Consider the following 21,369-nt stretch of genomic DNA (forward strand, 5'->3'; position numbering starts at 1 on the left):
TCAACCTTCAGAGCGATGAAGCGTTACTTCAAGACTATTTTCTGCGCACCTCATGGCAACAAGCCACTAAAATTTCCTTGGGATATTTGGAACGCAGTCCGTCTTCGTTCGCAAATATTCGATTCTCCGGGAGTTAAGGTTTATCACTTTGCTGTTGTTTCCGGTCTTCAGCAATCAAATTGTATGCTTTTCGATATGGGCTCGGCACCTCATTTTCTCTGTTGTCATGCGAATGGGCTAAAATCGTGAAAAGAGTCAATCCAAAACCGATCAAGATTTCGGACGAAAGAGAAAAATAGCCGAAACAGGGGGTTATTGTCTATTTTGTTATTTTCAGGAGGCTTAAAACTAAGAAAAAGTGAACCAGTAAATAATGAATCAATAGGATAAACCCGCCAGGACACAGACGCTATAACAAACAAATCATCCCACCTTCCGGTTGGATGATCAATTGGATTGTTCCATCGGCTTTAACGGATGTCTCGGTCATGCGCGGATTGCGCTTCTTGTCATCATCATACACCGTAACTTTCTTTCCGGCAAACATAGGGAGAGTTATTTTCAGCTTCAGCGGTTCTTTACCGGCGTTGATACCTGCCACATACCATTTGTCGGCATGACGGCGGGCCAAAACACAATACTTACCGGGATAACCGTCAATAAAACGAATCTCATCCCAAGTAGTCGGCACCTGCTTCATAAAATCGATTTCAAAAGCCGGAACATCCGTCAGGTTATTAGGGGCAAGCGCAAAATTCTGGATCGGATTCTGAAATAAGACGGCTGTCGCCAACTGGAAAACATCGGTCGTTTTACGAATCGTACCGCCATCGTTCGTCCGGTTCAGACGCTTATTCAGCAAAACGCCTCCAAACTCCATGCAACCGATCGTATTCCTGATAAACGGATGCAGACAGGCATTAAAAGCCTCATTATCATCATAATGCTGGTTGAATATCAGATTCTCGGAAGCCAGGACAGCCTCGCTCCCGACATAGTTCGGATACATGCGTTCCCAACCGCGCGGAATTGTGCAGCCATGGAAAATGACCATCAACCCGTTATCGTCGGCATCGCTCAGGATCGCTTCATAAAGACGCATCGTTTCCTGTTTGTCACCACCGAAGAAATCAACTTTGATGCCTTTCACTCCTAAGCTGCGAAGCCATTTCATCTCCCGCTTGCGTATAATAGGGTTATCCATACAGTTGACCGGCCCCTGTTCGATATCATTCCAATAACCGCTGGAACTATACCACAGGAACACATCCACATGTTTGCGGTGCGCATAGTCGACAAGCGATTTCATCCGGTCGCGACCGATATTCGTATCCCACCAGTTATCGATCAATACATATTCATAACCCATCGCTGCTGCAAAGTCTACATATTTCACCTGGTCGTCATAATTAATACTCCCGTCCTGCCAGAGAATCCAGCTCCAGGTTCCACGTCCGAAGCGATAATCATGCTCTGTTTCATATAAAGGAACTACGACATCCCAGGGAATAGTCGTTTCGACGATCGGTTTCAATGTTTCGCCGACTGTAAGCGTGCGCCACGGTGTACTGCCTGGTAGAGACAAACCGGGAGCGGCAGAACCGTTTCCATTATTTTCCTCCGGCATCGGAAATGCAATCGTGTACAGACCATCCGCTGTAGCATCACTCAAATGGGAAGCGCAATAACGGCTGTCGACACCCGTTTCACTGACAAGAACCCAGCCATCACCACCCACACGAAACAGGCAAGGAAATGTGTAACCATGCCCATACTGCGAACGTTCGTCCATCGGAGCATCAGCCTTGTATTCTTCCTCATAACTGGGCTTTGTCCGCTTCCAGCCGATCATGGCATCACTTTGCGGACACAGGAATGTAGTCGTGTAAGAAGGAAAATCGAATCCCGTCATTTCCTTCTCAATCATACAACTGCCGGTTTCCCCGTATCGCGGCATCACATAACGGAACGCGACATCGTTATTGCTGACACGGAAAACAACCTCGATTTTCTGCTGATCCGAATTGGCAAACGTACAGGTCAACTCGTTCGCCTGGTAATGAATACTCGATTGTTTGATGCGATCCTGCGTATAAGTCTTGTCTATCCTCCCGGCCTTATGCTCCACATAGGTCATGTTCTTGCTGAAATCACCGACATTCGAGACAAGTCCCAAAGGTGAATTTTCAAGTATTGTTTTCTCCTTATAGCTAACCCGGTAAACAGGTTTGCCATCTTTTAAAGAAACCTGAACTTCCAGGTTTTGATCCGGACCTGCCACCGACAGTTCCTGTGCTGATAGCACGGAAACAGTCAGTGACAGTAGCAATGTTATTAAATCAGCTCTCATCTTTTCCGTCTTTAACATCTTCTATTCTTACAGCTTAAAACGATAAACTGAGAAACTGAGCGGACTCAATGTCACTTCTGCCTCCGGCGCTTCGATCTCGATATCGGATATGATAGGAATGATGCCGGAAGGATTACATAATGTATTCTTTGCTTCCAGATCCGAAGAATGAAGCAAAGTGAGCGTTCCTTTATGTTTGCCGGCGGAAAGGCCGTTTATATTCAGTTTCACTTTTTTATGCCGGATTCCGGTATTGGCAATCTTGATAATCAGCTCATTTGTCTTTTTGTCGACAGCGGCAGTGGCATAAAGATCGTTTTGTCCCGTTACAGGCTCATTCTGCATCGTTAACGGCAGTACATTCGTGCCGGCATTGTGGCCGTATAACTGCTGTACATAATAGTTAGGAGTTTTCACCAACGACAGATTGTCGAACCAGATCAGATCCGGACGCCATTGCCAGGCATCGACATGGGCAAAAAGCGGGGCGTATGTACATAAATGTACGACATCCGCATTTCGTTCGAGCCCCGTCATAAAGGCGGCTTCACAAAGGGCTGTCAGGAAGCTGTTCTCACGATTGGGAGCATGACAAGCGTATTCTCCGGCAAACACTTTCGGGCCCTGCCGGTCATACGAATCATAGCGTTTGGCTCCGTTCAGGAACCATTCGGGAGAACGATAGAAATGTTCGTCCACCAAATCGACCTTCAGCCGTTTCATCTCCGGCCAGAGGTAATCGAAGTCTTCTCCTTCCGACTGCGGACCGGAACTCCCGACAATCTGTATTTCCGGATATTTGGCACGGATGGCTTTTACAAACGGCTCAAGACGTTCCGTATAAAGCGATCCCCATTGTTCGTTACCGATCGCAAGAAGTTTCAGGTTGAACGGGGCCGGATGTCCCATATCGGCACGGATCTTTCCCCATTTGCTGGTAACCGGGCCATTGGCAAACTCGATCAGGTCGAGTGCGTCGTCAATATAGGGCTGTAGCTTATCCACCGGACAGTTCTCATTCGGATCATGATTTTCATACTGACAGGAAAGACCGCAGTTCAATACGGGAAGCGGTTCGGCTCCTATATCTTCGCTCAACTGGAAATATTCGAAGAAGCCTAAACCGTAAGACTGGTAATAGTCGGGAAACTTCTTATGGGCAAATGTATAATTCCAGCGGTTGATGTTGATCGGACGGTTTTCAACCGGGCCGATCGTGTTCTTCCACTGATAGCGGGTTGCCTTGTCGGTCCCTTCCACAATACAACCGCCCGGAAAACGGAAAACACCCGGTTTCAAATCTTTCAACGCCTGCGCCAGATCGGCACGCATCCCGTTCGGACGATTGTTGAATGTCTTTTGCGGGAACAAAGAAATATGCTCCAGGTCGACCGTTCCTTTTGTAGCCATCGTAATACGCAGGCGGGAATGAGCCTCTGTTGCTCCCGGGGTCAGGACTACCGTATATTTTTTCCATTCCTTACCGCTAACCTCAATTACCTTTTCTTCATACAGGTCGTTTTGACTGTTCACCAGATTAATACGCAGTTTGACAGGCGCACCGGACTGAACACGGGCATACAAAGAAAAATCATACTTTTCCCCATCCCGGATACCGATACCTTTAAAACCTTCGTTATCCAAGCCCGTGCCGGTCAGTTCTTTTTCATAAGAAAGACGGACATAATGCGGGTTACGGTCGAAACAGGGATTTTTAGTCTGCACTGTCACATTCCCAAAAGGAGTCCAGCCACCAAAAGGATTATCGAACTCAAAAGAACGGTTCTTGATAAGCTCGGCGTACAAGCCTCCGTCTGCACCAAAATTGATGTCTTCAAAAAAGATACCGTACATGGTCGATTGGATAGGTGCACCCGGCCTCTGTACATCTATCTTAAACTCATTACTTTGTGCCATTAAACCGACAGCTCCCATACTAAATAGACACAGGGCAATGGCTTTTCTCATACTTTTTGTCATAGATATGTGTTTTTCCGTGAATATAAAGATTATTTAGTTGCAAATGTACACTAATTGTTTTGATTCAAAGGTGAGAAATCACTCATTTTAGTAGACAAAAAGCCCTTTTATGCTATAAAACATCTTTAAAGTAGTGCATGAATACAAAGAAGAGAGTAATTTTACACACAATTTTGAAACATTATTTACATGAAGAACGAAAGCACGCTGTCTGGCTTAACTGTGGCTAACTTCAGCAAGCAATTAGACGGCAAGGAGACGATGCTATGCATCCTTACAAATAACAAAGGAGCAGAACTTACCATTACCAACTACGGTGCAAAAATTGTATCGCTTATGGTACCGGATCGGTCCGGAAAGTTAACCGATGTAGTAACAGGACACAATTCTATAGACGAATACCTGGTTTCCGAAGAAGCCTATTTCGGAGCAATCTGCGGACGATATGGAAACCGTATTGCAGGCGGAAAATTCACATTGGATGGTGTTGTGTACGATAAACTGGCTATCAACAACGGGCCTAACAGTCTGCACGGCGGTTTGAAAGGATTCAACTCCGTTGTCTGGGATCTGAACAAGATCGACAACCAGACGGTAGAGCTGAAATACACTTCCGCCGACGGTGAAGAAGGCTTCCCCGGAAAGCTCGATACGACTGTGACTTACCACCTCTCCGATGACAACGAAGTCGTGATCATGTATCATGCCGTAACGGACAAGCCGACTGTGCTCAACCTGACGAACCACTCCTATTTCAACCTCTCAGGCCAGGGCGATCCTTCCGTTTACGACCATAAACTGACGATCAACGCAGATTATTACCTGCCGACAGACGATACGGCCATCCCTTATGGTCCGAAAGAAAAGGTGGAAGGCACTCCGATGGACTTCCGCACTCCGCACGAAGTAGGCGAACGCATCGACGAAGATTTCGAAGCGCTGAATTTCGGAAAAGGATATGACCATACATATATATTAAATAAAACAGAAGAAAACGAACTGTCGTTCTGTGCCCGTTGCGTGTCGCCTAAAACCGGTATCGTAATGGAATGCTACACCACACAACCGGGCGTGCAACTATATACAGGTAACTGGATGACCGGCAATTTCGTTGGGAAGAACGGACAGCGCTATCCGGCCCGCGCCGCTCTCTGCCTGGAAACACAACATTATCCTGACAGTCCGAATAAGCCGGAATATCCGTCCACCGTATTGCGCCCGGGCGAAGTATTCCAGAGCAAGACTATCTATAAATTCACGATTGAATAAATAGAATCCAACAGACCTAAATATTAATAATCTAAATATCTAAAAAGAAATGGAGTCAACTAAACAGAAAAGTTATGTATTACCAATAGCGATGATGTTCGCATTGTTCGCTATGATCTCTTTCGTTACGGGTTTGCCTCAACCTTTCGGGGCAATTGTGCAAAACGAATTCGGAGCATCCAACTTCGAAGCCACGTTAGGTTTCTTTGCAAACTTTATAGCCTATGCCTTTATGGGAATCCCCGCAGGTATGCTTTTGCAAAAAATCGGTTATAAAAAGACAGCGTTAATCGCAATTGTCGTTGGTTTTGTCGGTGTAGGTATCCAGGTACTTTCCTCTAAAATGGGATTTGCCACTTACGTTGCCGGTGCTTTCGTTTCAGGTTTCTCTATGTGTATGTTGAATACAGTAGTAAACCCGATGTTGAACACGCTCGGTGGTGGCGGCAAGAAGGGTAACCAGTTAATCCAGATGGGTGGTTCATTGAACTCGGTATCAGCAACTATCGTTCCGGTTTTGGTCGGTTATCTGATGGGTACCGTTGTTGAAGAACGCACAATTGAAAAAGCATTACCCGCTCTGTACATCGCAATGGCTATCTTTGCCATAGCATTCCTGGTTTTGTTCTTCATGAGCATTCCGGAACCAAGTTTGGCTAAAGCTAAAAATGTAAAGAACGAACACAGCCCGTTGTCCTTCCGTCATTTCAAATTCGGTGCAATCGCAATCTTTGTGTATGTAGGTATCGAAGTTGGTATTCCTCATTTCGCAGGTTTGTTTATGATGACACCGGAAGCAGGCGGCGGTTTGGCAATCGACTCTACAATCGCAGGTTCAGTAGTAGGAACATATTGGTTCCTGATGCTGATCGGACGTTTGGTCGGAGCATCTCTGGGTGGTAAGTTTACAAGTAAAGCGATGCTTACGCTTGCATCAAGTGTCGGTATCCTGTTCATCATCCTTGCATTTGTCTGCCCGATCACAACTTTGGTAAGTATGCCGGTATTCAAGAGCGATATTTCTTTCGGTACGGCACAAGTTCCTATCAGCATCATGTTTATGGCGCTTTGCGGTCTTTGTACTTCCATCATGTGGGGTGGTATCTTCAACTTGGCTGTAGAAGGTTTAGGTAAATATACGGAAGCGGCTTCCGGTATCTTTATGGTATTGGTTTGCGGTGGTGGTATTTTGCCTCTGATCCAGGGCCAGATTGCCGACATGTCCGGATTCATGACCAGCTACGCTGTCATCCTCATCGCTTTGGCTTACTTGTTGTTCTATGCATTAGTCGGTTGCAAGAATGTAAACAAGGACATTCCTGTTGAATAAAAAATAAGTGTAACTATATGATTGAAGAAATTATCTAACTATATTTGTAGTCGGATAATTTCTTCAATTGTTTAATAACCTAATTAAAAAACAAATCTATCATGAGACAAAAAATCAGAAATAAATTTCAGGAGTTATTCTCTGTAGAAGGTAGCGTATATGCATCTCCGGGTCGTATCAATTTGATCGGTGAACATACCGACTATAATGGCGGTTTCGTATTCCCGGGTGCAATCGACAAAGGCATGATTGCTGAAATCAAGCCGAACGGAACAGGTAAAGTCCGTGCTTTCTCTGTAGACCTGAATGATTACGCCGAATTTGGTCTGAACGAAGAAGACGCACCAAAAGCAAGCTGGGCAAGATACATCTTCGGTGTTTGCCGCGAAATTATTAAACGTGGCGGACAGATCCAGGGATTCGACACCGTATTTGCAGGTGATGTTCCTCTGGGTGCAGGCATGTCCTCTTCCGCTGCATTGGAAAGCACATACGCATTTGCGTTGAACGACCTGTTCTCCCTGAACATCGACAAATTTGAATTAGCTAAGATCGGCCAGTCCACCGAACATAATTATTGCGGTGTAAACTGCGGTATCATGGACCAGTTCGCTTCCGTATTCGGTAAAGAAGGAAGCCTGATCCGCCTGGATTGCCGTTCACTCGAATATAAATATTTCCCGTTCCACCCGGTTGGTTACAAGTTGGTATTGCTGGATTCTGTAGTAAAACACGAACTGGCTTCTTCTGCTTACAACAAACGCCGTCAGTCTTGCGAAAACGCTGCTGCAGCCATCCGTCGCAATCATCCGGAAGTTGAATTCCTGCGTGATGCAACAATGGATATGCTGAACGAAGTGAAAGGTGACATCAGTGCAGAAGACTATATGCGTGCAGAATACGTAATCGAAGAAGTACAACGCGTACTCGACGTTTGCGAAGCACTGGAAAAAGACGATTACGAAACCGTAGGCCAGAAGATGTTCGAAACACATCACGGCATGAGCAAACTCTACGAAGTCAGCTGCGAAGAACTGGATTTCCTGAACGATGTAGCTAAGAAATGCGGTGTAACCGGTTCACGCGTAATGGGCGGTGGTTTCGGAGGTTGTACGATTAACTTGGTGAAAGAAGAGAAATACGATGCATTCGTGAAAGAAGCATTCGAATCTTACACAGCCAAGTTTGGTCACGAGCCGAAATTGTACAACGTAGTTATCAGCGACGGCGCACGCAAACTCGCATAAACATAATTAATTATAATTCCATAAAATCATGACAGCCGCTTTTTATCAGGAGGAAACCAAATTTTACGTTTCTGTAGACTGTATCATCTTAGGATTCAACCAGGGTGAACTTAATGTATTACTTTATAAACGGAAGTTTGAACCAATGTTAGGACAATGGTCCCTGATGGGCGGTTTTATCAAAGCCGGTGAGAGTATTGAAGAAGCTGCATCACGCGTGCTTACCGATTGTACCGGAATCGATAACCTATTTATGGAACAGGTAGGTGCTTACGGAGATGTTACCCGCGATCTTGGAGAGCGGGTGATCTCCGTAGCATACTATTCACTGGTAAACATGAATGACTTCAGTGCCGAAACACTGGAAGAGCACAATGCCGTATGGACAAAGATCAGCGAAGTGCCGCAACTTATATTCGACCATAACCGGATGATCACTGACACGCTGGCACGCCTGCGCAGAAAAGCAGCTACCCGTCCGGTCGGTTTCAATCTGCTTCCCGAAAAATTCACTTTGCCTCAATTGCAAAGCCTGTATGAAGCAATCTACCAGACTCAACTGGATAAACGTAACTTCCGCAAAAAACTCAATGCGATGGATATCCTGGAAAAACTGGACGAGAAAGACAAGAAAGGTTCCAAAAGAGGAGCATTCTATTATATGTTCAACAAAGAAAAATACGATCGTTTGCTGGAACAGGGTTTCTACTTCTCGTTATAAAAAAGAGCCATCCGAATGCAATTTCGGCTCCATGCCCATGGAATTGGAATTTCTTGGGCATGAAACTAAAATTCCATGCCCGGGGAAGAAAAAGCAAAATAAAGGTAGCTATGTTGTAGAACATAGCTTTTTTTGTGCACTCACTTTACAAAAGTGTTACTTTTACACCCGACACATACAAACCACAATAAAGAAGTAAACAAGTATGGTTAAAGAGTTAAAAGAACAGGTTTTCGAAGCCAATCTGGACCTGGTAAAACATGGGTTGGTCCTATTCACCTGGGGCAATGTCAGTGCCATAGACCGGGAAAAGGGCCTGATTGTAATCAAACCATCCGGAGTTTCTTACGAGACAATGAAAGCCAGCGACATGGTGGTTCTCGATCTGGACGGAAATATAATGGAAGGCAAACTAAAGCCGTCGTCAGACACTCCTACCCATTTGGTTTTATACAAAGCATTCCCGGAAATCGGAGGAATCGTACACACCCACTCCACCTATGCGACATCGTGGGCACAGGCCGGATGCGACATACCGAACATCGGTACGACGCACGCCGATTATTTCAGTGACGCCATTCCCTGTACCCGCCAGATGACGAAAGAGGAAGTGGAAGGCGATTATGAAAAGGAAACCGGCAACGTGATTGTCGAACGTTTTAAAGAGCTGAACCCGGTGCATATTCCGGGAGTATTGGTCGGAAATCACGGCCCGTTCTCATGGGGAAAGGATGCAGCCGAAGCCGTCTACAACGCAGTTGTGATGGAACAGGTTGCCAAGATGGCTTACATCTCTTACGGAATCAACCCGCAACTTACGATGAACAAACATCTTATCACGAAACATTTCGAGCGCAAACACGGCCCGAATGCTTACTACGGACAAAAATAGAAATAAACATATAACAATTAAATCAATAGACCATGACAAATTTTAAAGATCTTGAAGTATGGTTCGTAACAGGAGCACAGCTGCTGTACGGAGGCGACGCGGTAATCCAGGTGGATGCCCATTCCAATGAAATGGTAAAAGGATTGAACGAATCCGGAAACCTGCCGGTCAAAGTGGTGTATAAAGGAACTGTGAACTCGGCTAAAGAAGTGACAGCAGCATTCAAGGCAGCCAACAACGATGACAAATGTATCGGCGTCATTACCTGGATGCACACCTTCTCTCCTGCCAAAATGTGGATACACGGCCTTCAGGAATTGAAAAAACCGTTACTTCATTTCCATACTCAGTTTAACAAAGAGATTCCCTGGGAAACAATGGATATGGACTTCATGAACCTGAATCAGTCCGCCCACGGAGACCGCGAGTTCGGCCACATGGTAAGCCGTATGCGCAAGAACCGTAAAGTAGTGGTCGGACACTGGCAAGATCCGAAAGCACAGGCTAAGATCGCAATCTGGATGCGCGTAGCTGCGGCTTGGGCGGACGCACAGGATATGCTGATCATCCGTTTCGGCGACCAGATGAATAATGTAGCCGTTACGGATGGCGACAAGGTGGAAGCCGAGCTGAAACTGGGTTATCATGTAGACTACTGTCCGGTTAACGACCTGATGGAATACTATAATTCTGTAGAAGACAAAGACACACTGGAACTTGTCGGCAAGTATTTTGCAGAATACGACCATGCCCCCGAACTGGAAGACAAAAGTACGGAAGCATATGCCAAGGTATGGAACTCCGCTAAAGCAGAAATAGCAATCCGCCGTATCCTGAAAGACAAGGGAGCGAAAGCCTTTACCACAAACTTCGACGACCTGGGCAACTTCGACCAGATCCCCGGACTGGCATCTCAACGCCTGATGACGGAAGGATACGGTTTCGGTGCGGAAGGCGACTGGAAAACGGCTGCTTTATACCGTACGATGTGGTACATGAGCCAGGGAATGCCGAAAGGTTGTTCTTTCCTCGAAGACTACACGCTGAACTTCGACGGAGAACGGAGCGCAATCCTGCAAGCGCATATGCTGGAAGTTTGTCCGCTGATAGCCGAACACAAGCCAAAACTGGAAGTACACCGCCTGAGCATCGGCATAGACAGTGAAACGGCGCGTCTCGTATTCACCAGCAAACCGGGTGAAGGCGTTGCCGCGACAATCGTCGATATGGGCAACCGCTTCCGCCTTATTGTAAACAAAGTAGACTGCATCAAGAGCAAACCGCTGCCCAACCTTCCTGTTGCCAGCGCACTGTGGATTCCGCAGCCGAATCTCGAGATCGGCGCTGCAGCCTGGATTCTGGCCGGAGGTACGCACCATACGAGCTTCTCCTACGACCTGACGGTAGAATATATGGAAGATTATGCCGATATCGCTGGCATCGAACTGGTGGTTATCGACAAGGATACGACAATCTCCAGCTTCAAGAAGGAATTGCAATACAATGACCTCTATTATATGTTGAACCGTGCATTACAGGCATAAGCTATGGCAAACGAACAATATGTTATAGGTCTTGACTACGGTAGCGACTCCTGTCGCGCCGTAGTCGTGAATGCAGCCACAGGCGAAGAAATCGCTTCGGCTGTCAAGTATTATCCTCGCTGGATGGAAGGGAAATACTGTGACCCAGCAAAAAACCGCTATCGCCAACATCCGCTGGATTATATCGAAGGGCTGGAGGCGACAGTCAAAGAATCGCTGGCACAATGTCCTGCCGGAACAGCCGCAAAAGTGGTTGGCATCGCTTTCGATACGACCGGAAGTACTCCTGTCCTGACAGACAAAAACGGTACTCCCCTCGCCCTGCTGCCGGAATATGCAGAGAACCCGAATGCGATGTTCGTGCTCTGGAAGGACCATACCGCTATCCGGGAAGCTGCCGAGATCAACGAACTGGCTAAACGTTGGGGCATTGACTACACGGCATATGAAGGCGGCATCTATTCCTCCGAATGGGTATGGGCCAAGATGGCGCATGTGCTTCGCACAGACGACAGTCTCTGCAAGGACGCATACGCCTGGATCGAACATTGCGACTGGCTGCCCGCCCTTATCACCGGTAAGACAAAACCGGAAGATGTGTACCGCAGTCGTTGTGCCGCTGGACATAAAGCCATGTGGCTGGAGAAATGGGGGGGACTGCCTACGGAAGAATTCCTGACAGCCCTCGAACCTAAACTGGCAGGCTTCCGCAGCCATCTGTTCGAAAAGACATATACCAGCGACACGCAGGTAGGAACTTTAACGCCGGAATGGGCGGAACGTCTCGGACTGACAACCAACGTTGCCGTTTCCGTCGGCGCATTCGACTGCCACATGGGAGCTGTTGGTGCGGAAATTACGCCCCGGACCTTCGTCCGTGTGATCGGCACATCGACCTGCGATATCATGGTTTCTTCTTACGAAGAGATGGGAGACAAACTGGTTCCCGGCATCTGCGGACAGGTAGACGGTTCCGTTATTCCCGGCATGGTAGGACTGGAAGCCGGGCAATCCGGTTTCGGAGATATCTACGCCTGGTTCAAACGTGTACTGGCATGGCCGCTCGAAAACATATTAGCCAAGAGCACGTTGATCGACGAAGAGACAAAAGCCAGGCTGATCGCGGAGACAGCAGACAAGATCATCCCGCTCCTGTCCGAAGAGGCAGCCAAGGTTCCGGTTAGCGAAAGCACGATCCTGGCGGTAGACTGGATGAACGGACGCCGCACGCCCGACGCCAGTCAACTGGTAAAAGGAACGATCACCGGTCTCAACCTTGCAAGCTCCGCCCCGCTTATCTTCCGTGCACTGGTGGAAGCGACGGCATTCGGATCGAAAGCCATTGTAGACCGTTTCCTCGAGAACGGCATCAAGATCGAGAGTGTGATCGGCATCGGTGGCATCTCGCTGAAATCCCCGTTTGTGATGCAGACATTGGCCGACGTATTGGATATGCCGATCAAAGTGGCAAAAGCCGAACAGGCATGCGCCTTCGGTGCTTCCATGTTCGCCGCCGTAGCAGCCGGTATATATGCCAAAATCGAAGATGCCCAGCAAGCTATGGGACAAGGTTTTGCAAAAGAATACCAGCCAAATCACGAAAATCATCTGACGTATCTTGCTCTTTATGAGAAATATCGGAAATTAGGAAACTTTACGGAAAATGAATTGTTTCAAGGATAGGATGGTCAATACGAAGAGATTGCCTATCTTTGCACAAAAAATATAATAATTCATACAATGAACGATATTAAATTAATGAACAAAGCAGCAGACAACATCCGTATTCTGGCTGCGTCTATGGTTGAAAAGGCTAAATCCGGTCATCCCGGCGGAGCAATGGGTGGTGCAGACTTCATAAACGTACTGTTTTCGGAGTTTCTTGTATACGATCCCAAGAACCCCACATGGGAAGGCAGAGACCGCTACTTCCAGGACCCGGGCCACATGTCGCCTATGCTTTATTCAGTACTCGCCCTCACAGGTAAATTCACTATCGACGAACTGAAACAGTTCCGCCAGTGGGGTAGCGTAACTCCGGGCCATCCCGAAGTCAACGTGATGCGTGGTATAGAAAACACATCCGGTCCGCTGGGACAAGGCCATACCTACGCCGTAGGTGCCGCTATTGCCGCCAAGTTCCTGAAAGCACGCCTGGGTGACGTTATGAATCAGACGATTTACACATATATTTCTGACGGAGGTATCCAGGAAGAAATCTCACAGGGAGCCGGACGTATTGCCGGTACGCTGGGACTGGATAACCTGATTATGTTCTACGATGCCAACAACATCCAGCTTTCTACAACCGTAGAGGAAGTGACTGCCGAAAACGTAGCCATGAAATACGAAGCATGGGGTTGGAAAGTCATTACGATAAACGGAAACGACGTTGCGGAAATCCGCCGGGCACTGACCGAAGCGAAAGCCGAAACGTCCCGCCCAACCCTGATCATCGGTAATACGATCATGGGCAAAGGTGCCGTAGGTCCGGACAACAGCAATTACGAAAATAAGGTTTCCACACACGGACAACCCCTTTCCGCTGCCGGAGTATCGATCGCAGACACAATCAAGAACCTGGGAGGAAACCCGGACGAACCGTTCCAAATCTTCCCCGAAGTTACAGAACTGTATGCTAAACGGACTAAAGAACTGGAAGCAATCGTAGCCGAACGCTATGCTGCAAAAGCAGAATGGGCAAAGGCAAACCCGGAGCTGGCTGCCAAGATGGAACAATGGTTTTCAGGCAAAGCGCCCGTTATCGACTGGAAAGCTATCGAACAGAAGCCGAACCAGGCTACCCGCGCCGCCTCTGCCACAGTCTTAGGCGTATTGGCAACCCAGGTTGAAAATATGATCGTTTCTTCCGCTGACCTTTCCAACTCGGACAAGACAGACGGCTTCCTGAAAAAAACACATTCATTCGTGAAAGGCGATTTCAGCGGAGCATTTTTCCAGGCTGGCGTAGCCGAACTGACGATGGCTTGCGTATGTATCGGTATGTCACTGCACGGAGGTGTTATCGTTGCTTGCGGTACCTTCTTCGTATTCTCCGACTACATGAAACCCGCTGTCCGTATGGCTGCCTTGATGGAACAGCCGGTTAAGTTCATCTGGTCGCACGACGCCTTCCGCGTTGGTGAAGACGGACCGACCCACGAACCGGTTGAACAGGAAGCACAAATCCGTCTGATGGAAAAACTGAAGAACCACAAGGGACATAACTCCATGTTGGTACTTCGTCCGGCAGACGTGACCGAAACGACGATTGCATGGAAGATGGCGATGGAAAACACAGCCACTCCTACCGCATTAATTCTTTCCCGTCAGAACATCACTGACCTGCCCGCAAAAGGAAACCGCTATGAGGAAGCTTTGCAGGCAGAAAAGGGAGCTTACATTGTAGAAGGCGACGAGAATCCCGATGTAATCATGGTTGCTTCCGGCTCGGAAGTATCCACACTGGAGGAAGGAGCAGCACTGCTTCGTGCCGACGGCATCAAGGTTCGCATCGTATCTGTTCCGTCTGAAGGATTGTTCCGCAGCCAGAGCAAAGAATACCAGGAATCTGTCATCCCGGCAGGAAGCAAGGTATTCGGACTCACAGCCGGCCTGCCTGTCAACCTCGAAGGATTGGTTGGCGCCAACGGTAAAGTCTGGGGACTCGAATCATTCGGCTTCTCCGCTCCTTACAAGGTGCTGGATGAAAAGCTCGGCTTCACAGGACAGAATGTCTACAATCAGGTAAAAGAATTATTAGCATAAGAAACACATAAAGAGAGGTGTTGCAGAGGCGACACCTCTCCCTCTAACAGATAAATATGAAAACACTCGGTTTATGTTGTGACCACGCAGGGTACGAATTGAAAGAATACGTAAAACAAATACTCGACTCGAAAGGGTTAGCTTATAAAGATTTCGGAACCTGTTCGACAGAAAGTTGTGATTATCCCGATTTCGCCCATCCGCTCGCTAAAGCGGTAGAAGCCGGCGAAGTATATCCCGGAATAGCAATCTGCGGAACCGGAAACGGAATAGCCATGACACTCAATAAACACCAGGGAATACGGGCAGCTCTATGCTGGATGGAAGAAATAGCACGTCTCGCACGCGAGCATAACGATGCAAACATACTTGTCATGCCCGGCAGATTTATCAGTCAAGAGGAAGCCACTCGCACGGTCGAAGCCTTCCTGAACACCTCGTTTGAAGGCGGTCGGCATCAACGCAGGATTGACAAAATCCCCTTGTAGCATTCAAGGGGGATATCATGTAAAACACTATTATGGCAACATTAGACTTCATTGTAATAGGGCTGTTCGCAATAGCTCTAATCGGGATTATTATATGGGTAACTAAACAAAAACAAAACAATTCCGCCGACTATTTCCTCGGCGGCCGCGATGCAAGCTGGATCGCTATCGGTGCATCTATCTTCGCATCCAACATCGGTTCCGAACACCTGATCGGACTGGCCGGAGCAGGAGCATCCAGCGGTATGGCAATGGCACACTGGGAAATACAGGGATGGATGATCCTGATATTAGGCTGGGTATTCGTTCCTTTCTATACACGCAGCATGGTGTACACAATGCCGGAATTTCTGGAAAGGCGGTACAACCCGCAATCCCGCACAATCCTTTCCGTCATCTCCCTTATCAGTTATGTATTGACAAAAGTCGCCGTTACGGTGTATGCCGGCGGATTGGTATTCCAACAAGTATTCGGTATTAAGGAAATCTGGGGCATCGATTTCTTCTGGATTGCAGCCATCGGTCTGGTACTGCTGACTGCCCTCTACACGATTGTCGGCGGTATGAAATCCGTCCTTTACACCTCCGTCCTTCAAACTCCTATCCTTCTGCTGGGTTCCCTGATCATCCTCGTACTCGGTTTCAAGGCATTAGGCGGATGGAACGAAATGATAGCGGCCTGCAAATCCGTCGTTGTCAATGATTACGGCGATACGATGACGCAATTGATCCGCGATAACCGCGACCCGCAATATCCCTGGCTCGGCGCCCTGATCGGTTCTTCTATCATCGGCTTCTGGTATTGGTGTACGGACCAGTATATCGTGCAGCGTGTTCTTTCCGGCAAAGACATGAAACAGGCCCGGCGCGGAGCGATCTTCGGCGCTTACCTGAAGCTGCTTCCCGTTTTCCTGTTCCTGATCCCCGGCATGATTGCATTCGCACTGAGCAAGAACGGAATCGTTATCAATGGTGAAGTGTTTACACTCTCCATTCCCGATGCAGCCTTCCCTACCCTTGTTGCCAAACTGCTGCCGGCCGGTGTAAAAGGACTTGTCGTATGCGGTATCCTAGCAGCCTTGATGAGCTCGCTGGCTTCCCTGTTCAACTCATCGGCAATGTTGTTTACAATAGACTTCTATAAACGCTTCAAACCGGAAACACCGGAAAAGAAGCTGGTCGTGATCGGACAGATGGCTACAGTTGTAATTGTAATCCTCGGTATTCTCTGGATTCCTATCATGCGTAGCGTTGGCGACGTACTCTATAATTACCTGCAAGATGTGCAATCCGTCCTTTCGCCGGGTATTGCCGCCGCCTTCCTTTTAGGTATATGCTGGAAACGAACTTCCGCACAAGGCGGTATGTGGGGTATGCTGGCCGGTATCATGATCGGTATCACCCGCCTGAGTGCAAAAGTATATTATAGCAATATCGCAGATGCATCCGACAATCTGTTCAAGGCACTGTTCTACGATATGAACTGGCTCTTCTTCTGCGGATGGATGTTCCTGTTCTGCATTATCCTGACAATCGTCGTCAGCCTCTGTACGAAGGCTCCCGAACCCGGAAAGATACAAGGTCTGGTCTTCGGCACCTCAACACCAGCCGAACGGGCGGCAACACGTGCCAGCTGGAACCATTGGGATGTGATCCACTCTGTCATCATCCTGGGTATTACGGCTGCTTTCTATTGGTATTTCTGGTAAACAAAGGGATGTGTCAAAACACCCTTGTCCCCGCGCTTGACGGCTATGGCGTCAAGCGCGGGAACAGGACAGTTTTGACACACCCCCTTGTACGCAAAACTTTACGCCTTCCTCCTATCCTCTCCTAAATTTGTACCAATTGAAGTAAAGTTTTTGTCACTATACAGCAAACAGTTCCTCCCTATGAAACTTTAGTTCCATGCCGATGAAACTTTAGTTTCACACCGAGAAAAAGGTGAAACTATTTAACATATTTAAAGAGGAGTCACTATCTATTCGAAAAAAGCTGCTTTTTTCCTGGTTTTGGAACTTATTCAAATAATTCATAATATATTTGTGAACTTAATTTTTTAGACAAATGAAATTACGAATTGCTATCCTTTCGCTCGCAATCCTTTCGAGCGGAAATTCCTTGTTCGCCCAAACAGACAAGCAAGAGAAAAAGGCAAAGGCCTACATGGTTGCCGATGCCCACTTAGACACCCAATGGAATTGGGATGTCCAGACTACAATCAAAGAGTACGTATGGAATACGCTTAACCAGAATTTGTTCCTGCTGAAACGTTATCCCAACTATGTGTTCAACTTCGAGGGAGGAGTAAAATATGCCTGGATGAAGGAATATTATCCTACCCAGTATGAGGAGTTAAAGGAATACGTAAAGAACGGCCGCTGGCATATCTCCGGCAGCAGCTGGGATGCGACCGATGCCCTGATTCCTTCTCCCGAATCGTTCATCCGTAATATTACGCTCGGACAGGAATACTATCGTAAAGAGTTCGGCGTGGAAAGTACGGACATATTCCTGCCGGACTGTTTCGGCTTCGGATGGACTTTGCCGACGATTGCCAGCCATTGCGGGCTGATCGGCTTTTCTTCGCAGAAACTCGATTGGCGTAACCATCCGTTCTACGGAGACAGCAAACATCCGTTCCTCATCGGGCTGTGGCAAGGCGTGGACGGCTCCTCCATCATGCTGGCACACGGCTATGATTATGGCAGAAGATGGAGAGACGAAGACCTTTCCAACAGCAAATATTTGCTGGAACTGAGCCAACGCGATCCTCTTAATATCGTATATCGTTATTATGGGACGGGCGATACGGGTGGTTCTCCGAACTTAGCCTCTGTCCGTTCGGTTGAAAAAGGGATCAAGGGAGACGGACCAGTCGAAGTGATCAGTGCAACCAGCGACCAGCTGTTCAAGGATTTCATGCCTTACAAGAACCACCCGGAACTGCCGGTTTTCAACGGAGAACTGTTGATGGACGTGCACGGCACCGGCTGTTATACTTCGGAAGCCGCCATGAAAGCATACAACCGCCAGAACGAAGTATTGGGCAATGCTGCTGAAAATGCTGCCGTTGCAGCCGACTGGTTGGGAACGAACGCCTATCCGCTAAACACGCTGACAGAAGCCTGGCGCCGCTTTATCGTCCACCAGTTCCATGACGACCTGACAGGAACCAGTATTCCGAGAGCTTACGAGTTCTCTTGGAATGACGAACTGATCGCATTGAAGCAGTTTGTCGGCGTATTGACTTCATCCGTAAACGGCATTGCCGGCCAGTTGGATACACGGGTGAAAGGGACTCCGGTCATCCTCTACAACGCACATGCTTTCCCTGTATCCGACCTCGCTGAAGTTATGTTAGATATGCCTAAAGCTCCCAAAGGCGTGACAGTATATGATGAGAAAGGAAAGAAAGTCCCCGCCCAATTGCTTTCTTATGAAAACGGGAAAGCTCATGTATTGATTTCAGCAACTGTCCCAGCTACCGGCTATGTTGTTTACGACGTCCGTGAAGGAGGTCCGGCCGCTTCCGCTTTGCAGCAGGCAGGCGTCAATACGCTGGAAAACTCCTTATACAAGATTACACTGGATAAAAACGGCGATATCACTTCCCTCCTCGACAAGAAAAACAACAAGGAACTGGTGAAAGAGGGAAAAGCCATCCGCCTGGCTCTCTTTACGGAAAACAAATCGTATAACTGGCCCGCCTGGGAAATCATGAAAGAAACCGTAGACCGCGAACCGGTTTCCATCACCGAAGATGTAAAAATCTCATTGGTGGAGAACGGAGAGTTGAGAAAAGCGCTTTGCGTAGAGAAACATCACGGGCAATCTGTCTTTAAACAGTACATCCGTTTGTTCGAAGGTCCCCGCGCCGACCGCATCGACTTCTACAATGAAGTAGACTGGCAGTCTACCAACTCATTGTTGAAAGCAGAATTCCCGTTGAGCGTATCGAACCCGGAAGCCACTTATGACCTGGGTATCGGAAGTGTGAAACGCGGCAACAATACGATAACGGCTTACGAAGTGTATGCGCAGTATTGGGCAGACCTGACCGACAAAGGGAACAGCTATGGCGTTTCCGTCCTCAACGACAGCAAGTACGGATGGGACAAACCGAACGATAATACAATCCGTCTGACTTTGCTCCATACTCCGCAGACAAAGGGCAATTATTCCTATCAGGACCGCCAGGATTTCGGCTACCACCGTTTCACTTACAGCCTGCTGCCTCATTCCGGAGCTTTGGATAAATCGAAGACTGTTCTGAGAGCAGACGAATTGAATCAGCCGTTAACCGCTTTTGTGGCGGATAAACATGCCGGACAGCTGGGCAAATCGTTCACATTTGCCAACTCCAATAACAACAGCGTAGTGGTAAAGACACTGAAAAAGGCTGAATCTTCGGACGAATTGGTAATCCGCCTATACGAAACCAGCGGCGAAAAGGAACAGACTGCCGAGATCAGTTTTGCCGGCGCCATCCAGAGTGCCAGCGAAGCTGACGGAACCGAGAAAACAATCGGCAAGGCGCTATTCAACGGTAACAAACTGCAGGTGTCCATCAAGCCTTACTCCATTAAGACTTTCAAAGTGAAACTCAAACCGTCCGGCAATCCTGTCAAAGAGCCTCAATATGCTCATGTTCCTCTGAAATTCAACAAGAAGTGCGTGAGCTGGAATGAGTTCCGCAGAGAAGGTAACTTCAGTTCAGGCTATTCGTATGCAGCCGAGCTGCTGCCGGAAACAATCCATGCCGGTGATATCTCGTTCGGTTTGGGAGACAAAGAATCATTCAACGGTTTAGCCTGTCAGGGAGACACTATCCAGCTGCCTGCCGGAAGCAATTACAACCGTATTTATTTCCTGGCAGCGTCTACCGAAGGCGATTGTACCGGAACATTCCGTCTGGGTAAATCCGAACAGGAAATTACGGTTCCCGAATACACCGGCTTTATCGGCCAATGGGGACATTTAGGACATACAGAAGGCTTCCTGAAAGACGGCGACATCGCTTATGTCGGTACTCACCGCCATGCTCCTGACGGAGACCAGGCTTACGAATACACCTATATGTTCAAGTTTGGCATGGATATTCCTAAAGGGGCTACAAGCCTGATCTTGCCGGACAACAAGAATATTGTTTTGTTTGCCGTTACGGTTGCCCAAGAAGACAATAAACAGGTTGCTGTCGCATCCGAATTGTTCCGCTCAGCCATAAGACCAAAAGAGGCGACGAAAGAAGCCGCAAAAGAAAACCTGATGAAGAGTGCTAAAATCATTGCCTGTTCCGGTTTCGTGAACGAAGAGGAATCTCCCGAGCACATGATCGACGGCAATGCGGAAACAAAGTGGTGCGATATTTCCGGTATTCCGAGTTATGTCGATTTCGATTTGGGTACACCCCAATCGATAAGCGGCTGGAAGTTAGTCAGCGCCGGAAATGAAGAACATTCTTATGTCACCGGAACCTGTTTCCTTCAAGGCAGAAACAGCTTGAACGAAGAATGGAAGACTTTGGATGTCTTGACCGGCAACCACAAAAACGAGGCAACTAACTTACTGACCAAACCGGAATCAGCCCGCTATTTACGCCTGTTGGTTACCCAGCCTACACAAAAGACCGGGGATCGTGACACCCGCATTTACGAGCTTGAAGTCTACAAATAATATGAACAGTTTGTTTCACTAAACATCATTAAAAACGGAAGAATAAGGCATCAAGCCTGTTCTTCCGTTTTACAAATTGAGCCATAGAATTGTTTTTTATTCAT

Annotated in this window: 14 protein-coding genes; 12 read left to right on the forward strand and 2 right to left on the reverse strand. The window is 47.7% G+C overall.

Annotated elements, in window-relative coordinates:
• The coding region (locus DWW90_RS20910; protein WP_233547828.1) for a hypothetical protein at nt 1-249 on the forward strand (249 nt) is incomplete at its 5' end.
• Nucleotides 250-409: 160 nt separating this feature from the next.
• On the opposite strand, the gene DWW90_RS19080 is transcribed toward DWW90_RS20910, so the two are convergent.
• Together DWW90_RS19080 and DWW90_RS19085 are read right to left on the reverse strand one after the other, a co-directional pair.
• Complete coding sequence (locus DWW90_RS19080) at nt 410-2,350, reverse strand: glycoside hydrolase family 97 protein (RefSeq protein ID WP_122346127.1); 1,941 nt, start codon at nt 2,348-2,350, stop codon at nt 410-412.
• Between the two features lie 27 nt (nt 2,351-2,377).
• Entirely contained in the window at nt 2,378-4,330 is a 1,953-nt protein-coding gene (locus tag DWW90_RS19085) for an alpha-L-arabinofuranosidase C-terminal domain-containing protein (RefSeq protein ID WP_122346117.1), read from the reverse strand.
• 189 nt (nt 4,331-4,519) lie between these two features.
• Between DWW90_RS19085 and DWW90_RS19090 the strand changes: the two genes are divergently transcribed.
• The 11 genes from DWW90_RS19090 to DWW90_RS19140 all read left to right on the forward strand — a co-directional run bounded on the left by DWW90_RS19090 (nt 4,520) and on the right by DWW90_RS19140 (nt 21,265).
• On the forward strand, nt 4,520-5,599 hold the full coding sequence (locus DWW90_RS19090) for an aldose epimerase family protein (RefSeq protein ID WP_115500834.1): 1,080 nt from the start codon (nt 4,520-4,522) through the stop codon (nt 5,597-5,599).
• Between the two features lie 49 nt (nt 5,600-5,648).
• Nucleotides 5,649-6,929 (forward strand): MFS transporter, encoded by a 1,281-nt coding sequence (locus tag DWW90_RS19095; RefSeq protein ID WP_115500833.1) that lies wholly within the window; start codon nt 5,649-5,651, stop codon nt 6,927-6,929.
• Nucleotides 6,930-7,030: 101 nt separating this feature from the next.
• Nucleotides 7,031-8,176 (forward strand): galactokinase, encoded by a 1,146-nt coding sequence (gene galK, locus DWW90_RS19100; RefSeq protein WP_115500832.1) that lies wholly within the window; start codon nt 7,031-7,033, stop codon nt 8,174-8,176.
• A gap of 28 nt (nt 8,177-8,204) precedes the next feature.
• Nucleotides 8,205-8,897: an NUDIX domain-containing protein gene (locus tag DWW90_RS19105; protein WP_122331995.1), complete on the forward strand. Its 693-nt coding sequence runs from the start codon at nt 8,205-8,207 to the stop codon at nt 8,895-8,897.
• A gap of 205 nt (nt 8,898-9,102) precedes the next feature.
• Nucleotides 9,103-9,789: an L-ribulose-5-phosphate 4-epimerase gene (locus tag DWW90_RS19110; protein WP_122331994.1), complete on the forward strand. Its 687-nt coding sequence runs from the start codon at nt 9,103-9,105 to the stop codon at nt 9,787-9,789.
• Between the two features lie 32 nt (nt 9,790-9,821).
• On the forward strand, nt 9,822-11,333 hold the full coding sequence (gene araA / locus DWW90_RS19115; RefSeq protein ID WP_122346118.1) for an L-arabinose isomerase: 1,512 nt from the start codon (nt 9,822-9,824) through the stop codon (nt 11,331-11,333).
• A 3-nt stretch (nt 11,334-11,336) separates the two neighbouring features.
• A complete protein-coding gene (locus DWW90_RS19120; RefSeq protein ID WP_122346119.1) occupies nt 11,337-13,016 on the forward strand; it encodes a ribulokinase in 1,680 nt (559 codons plus the stop codon).
• 57 nt (nt 13,017-13,073) lie between these two features.
• Nucleotides 13,074-15,101 carry a transketolase gene (locus DWW90_RS19125; RefSeq protein ID WP_122346120.1) on the forward strand — a complete coding sequence of 676 codons (2,028 nt, stop codon included), beginning with the start codon at nt 13,074-13,076 and terminating at the stop codon, nt 15,099-15,101.
• A gap of 56 nt (nt 15,102-15,157) precedes the next feature.
• Nucleotides 15,158-15,589: a ribose 5-phosphate isomerase B gene (gene rpiB / locus DWW90_RS19130; RefSeq protein WP_115500826.1), complete on the forward strand. Its 432-nt coding sequence runs from the start codon at nt 15,158-15,160 to the stop codon at nt 15,587-15,589.
• A 32-nt stretch (nt 15,590-15,621) separates the two neighbouring features.
• A complete protein-coding gene (locus tag DWW90_RS19135) occupies nt 15,622-17,298 on the forward strand; it encodes a sodium:solute symporter (protein ID WP_122346121.1) in 1,677 nt (558 codons plus the stop codon).
• 358 nt (nt 17,299-17,656) lie between these two features.
• Nucleotides 17,657-21,265: a glycoside hydrolase family 38 C-terminal domain-containing protein gene (locus tag DWW90_RS19140; RefSeq protein ID WP_122346122.1), complete on the forward strand. Its 3,609-nt coding sequence runs from the start codon at nt 17,657-17,659 to the stop codon at nt 21,263-21,265.
• Nucleotides 21,266-21,369 lie beyond the last annotated feature (104 nt).

The sequence above is a fragment of the Parabacteroides sp. AF17-28 genome (assembly GCF_003479205.1).
Classification (GTDB): domain Bacteria; phylum Bacteroidota; class Bacteroidia; order Bacteroidales; family Tannerellaceae; genus Parabacteroides; species Parabacteroides acidifaciens.

What these genes read in the sequence shown, in the direction of transcription:
- DWW90_RS19080 (WP_122346127.1), bottom strand. Translation starts at nt 2,350, where the DNA reads ATGAGAGCTGATTTAATAACATTGCTACTGTCACTGACTGTTTCCGTG.
- DWW90_RS19085 (WP_122346117.1), bottom strand. Translation starts at nt 4,330, where the DNA reads ATGACAAAAAGTATGAGAAAAGCCATTGCCCTGTGTCTATTTAGTATG.
- DWW90_RS19125 (WP_122346120.1), top strand. Translation starts at nt 13,074, where the DNA reads ATGAACGATATTAAATTAATGAACAAAGCAGCAGACAACATCCGTATT.
- rpiB (WP_115500826.1), top strand. Translation starts at nt 15,158, where the DNA reads ATGAAAACACTCGGTTTATGTTGTGACCACGCAGGGTACGAATTGAAA.
- DWW90_RS19120 (WP_122346119.1), top strand. Translation starts at nt 11,337, where the DNA reads ATGGCAAACGAACAATATGTTATAGGTCTTGACTACGGTAGCGACTCC.
- DWW90_RS19090 (WP_115500834.1), top strand. Translation starts at nt 4,520, where the DNA reads ATGAAGAACGAAAGCACGCTGTCTGGCTTAACTGTGGCTAACTTCAGC.
- DWW90_RS19140 (WP_122346122.1), top strand. Translation starts at nt 17,657, where the DNA reads ATGAAATTACGAATTGCTATCCTTTCGCTCGCAATCCTTTCGAGCGGA.
- DWW90_RS19095 (WP_115500833.1), top strand. Translation starts at nt 5,649, where the DNA reads ATGGAGTCAACTAAACAGAAAAGTTATGTATTACCAATAGCGATGATG.
- DWW90_RS19110 (WP_122331994.1), top strand. Translation starts at nt 9,103, where the DNA reads ATGGTTAAAGAGTTAAAAGAACAGGTTTTCGAAGCCAATCTGGACCTG.
- DWW90_RS19105 (WP_122331995.1), top strand. Translation starts at nt 8,205, where the DNA reads ATGACAGCCGCTTTTTATCAGGAGGAAACCAAATTTTACGTTTCTGTA.
- araA (WP_122346118.1), top strand. Translation starts at nt 9,822, where the DNA reads ATGACAAATTTTAAAGATCTTGAAGTATGGTTCGTAACAGGAGCACAG.
- galK (WP_115500832.1), top strand. Translation starts at nt 7,031, where the DNA reads ATGAGACAAAAAATCAGAAATAAATTTCAGGAGTTATTCTCTGTAGAA.
- DWW90_RS19135 (WP_122346121.1), top strand. Translation starts at nt 15,622, where the DNA reads ATGGCAACATTAGACTTCATTGTAATAGGGCTGTTCGCAATAGCTCTA.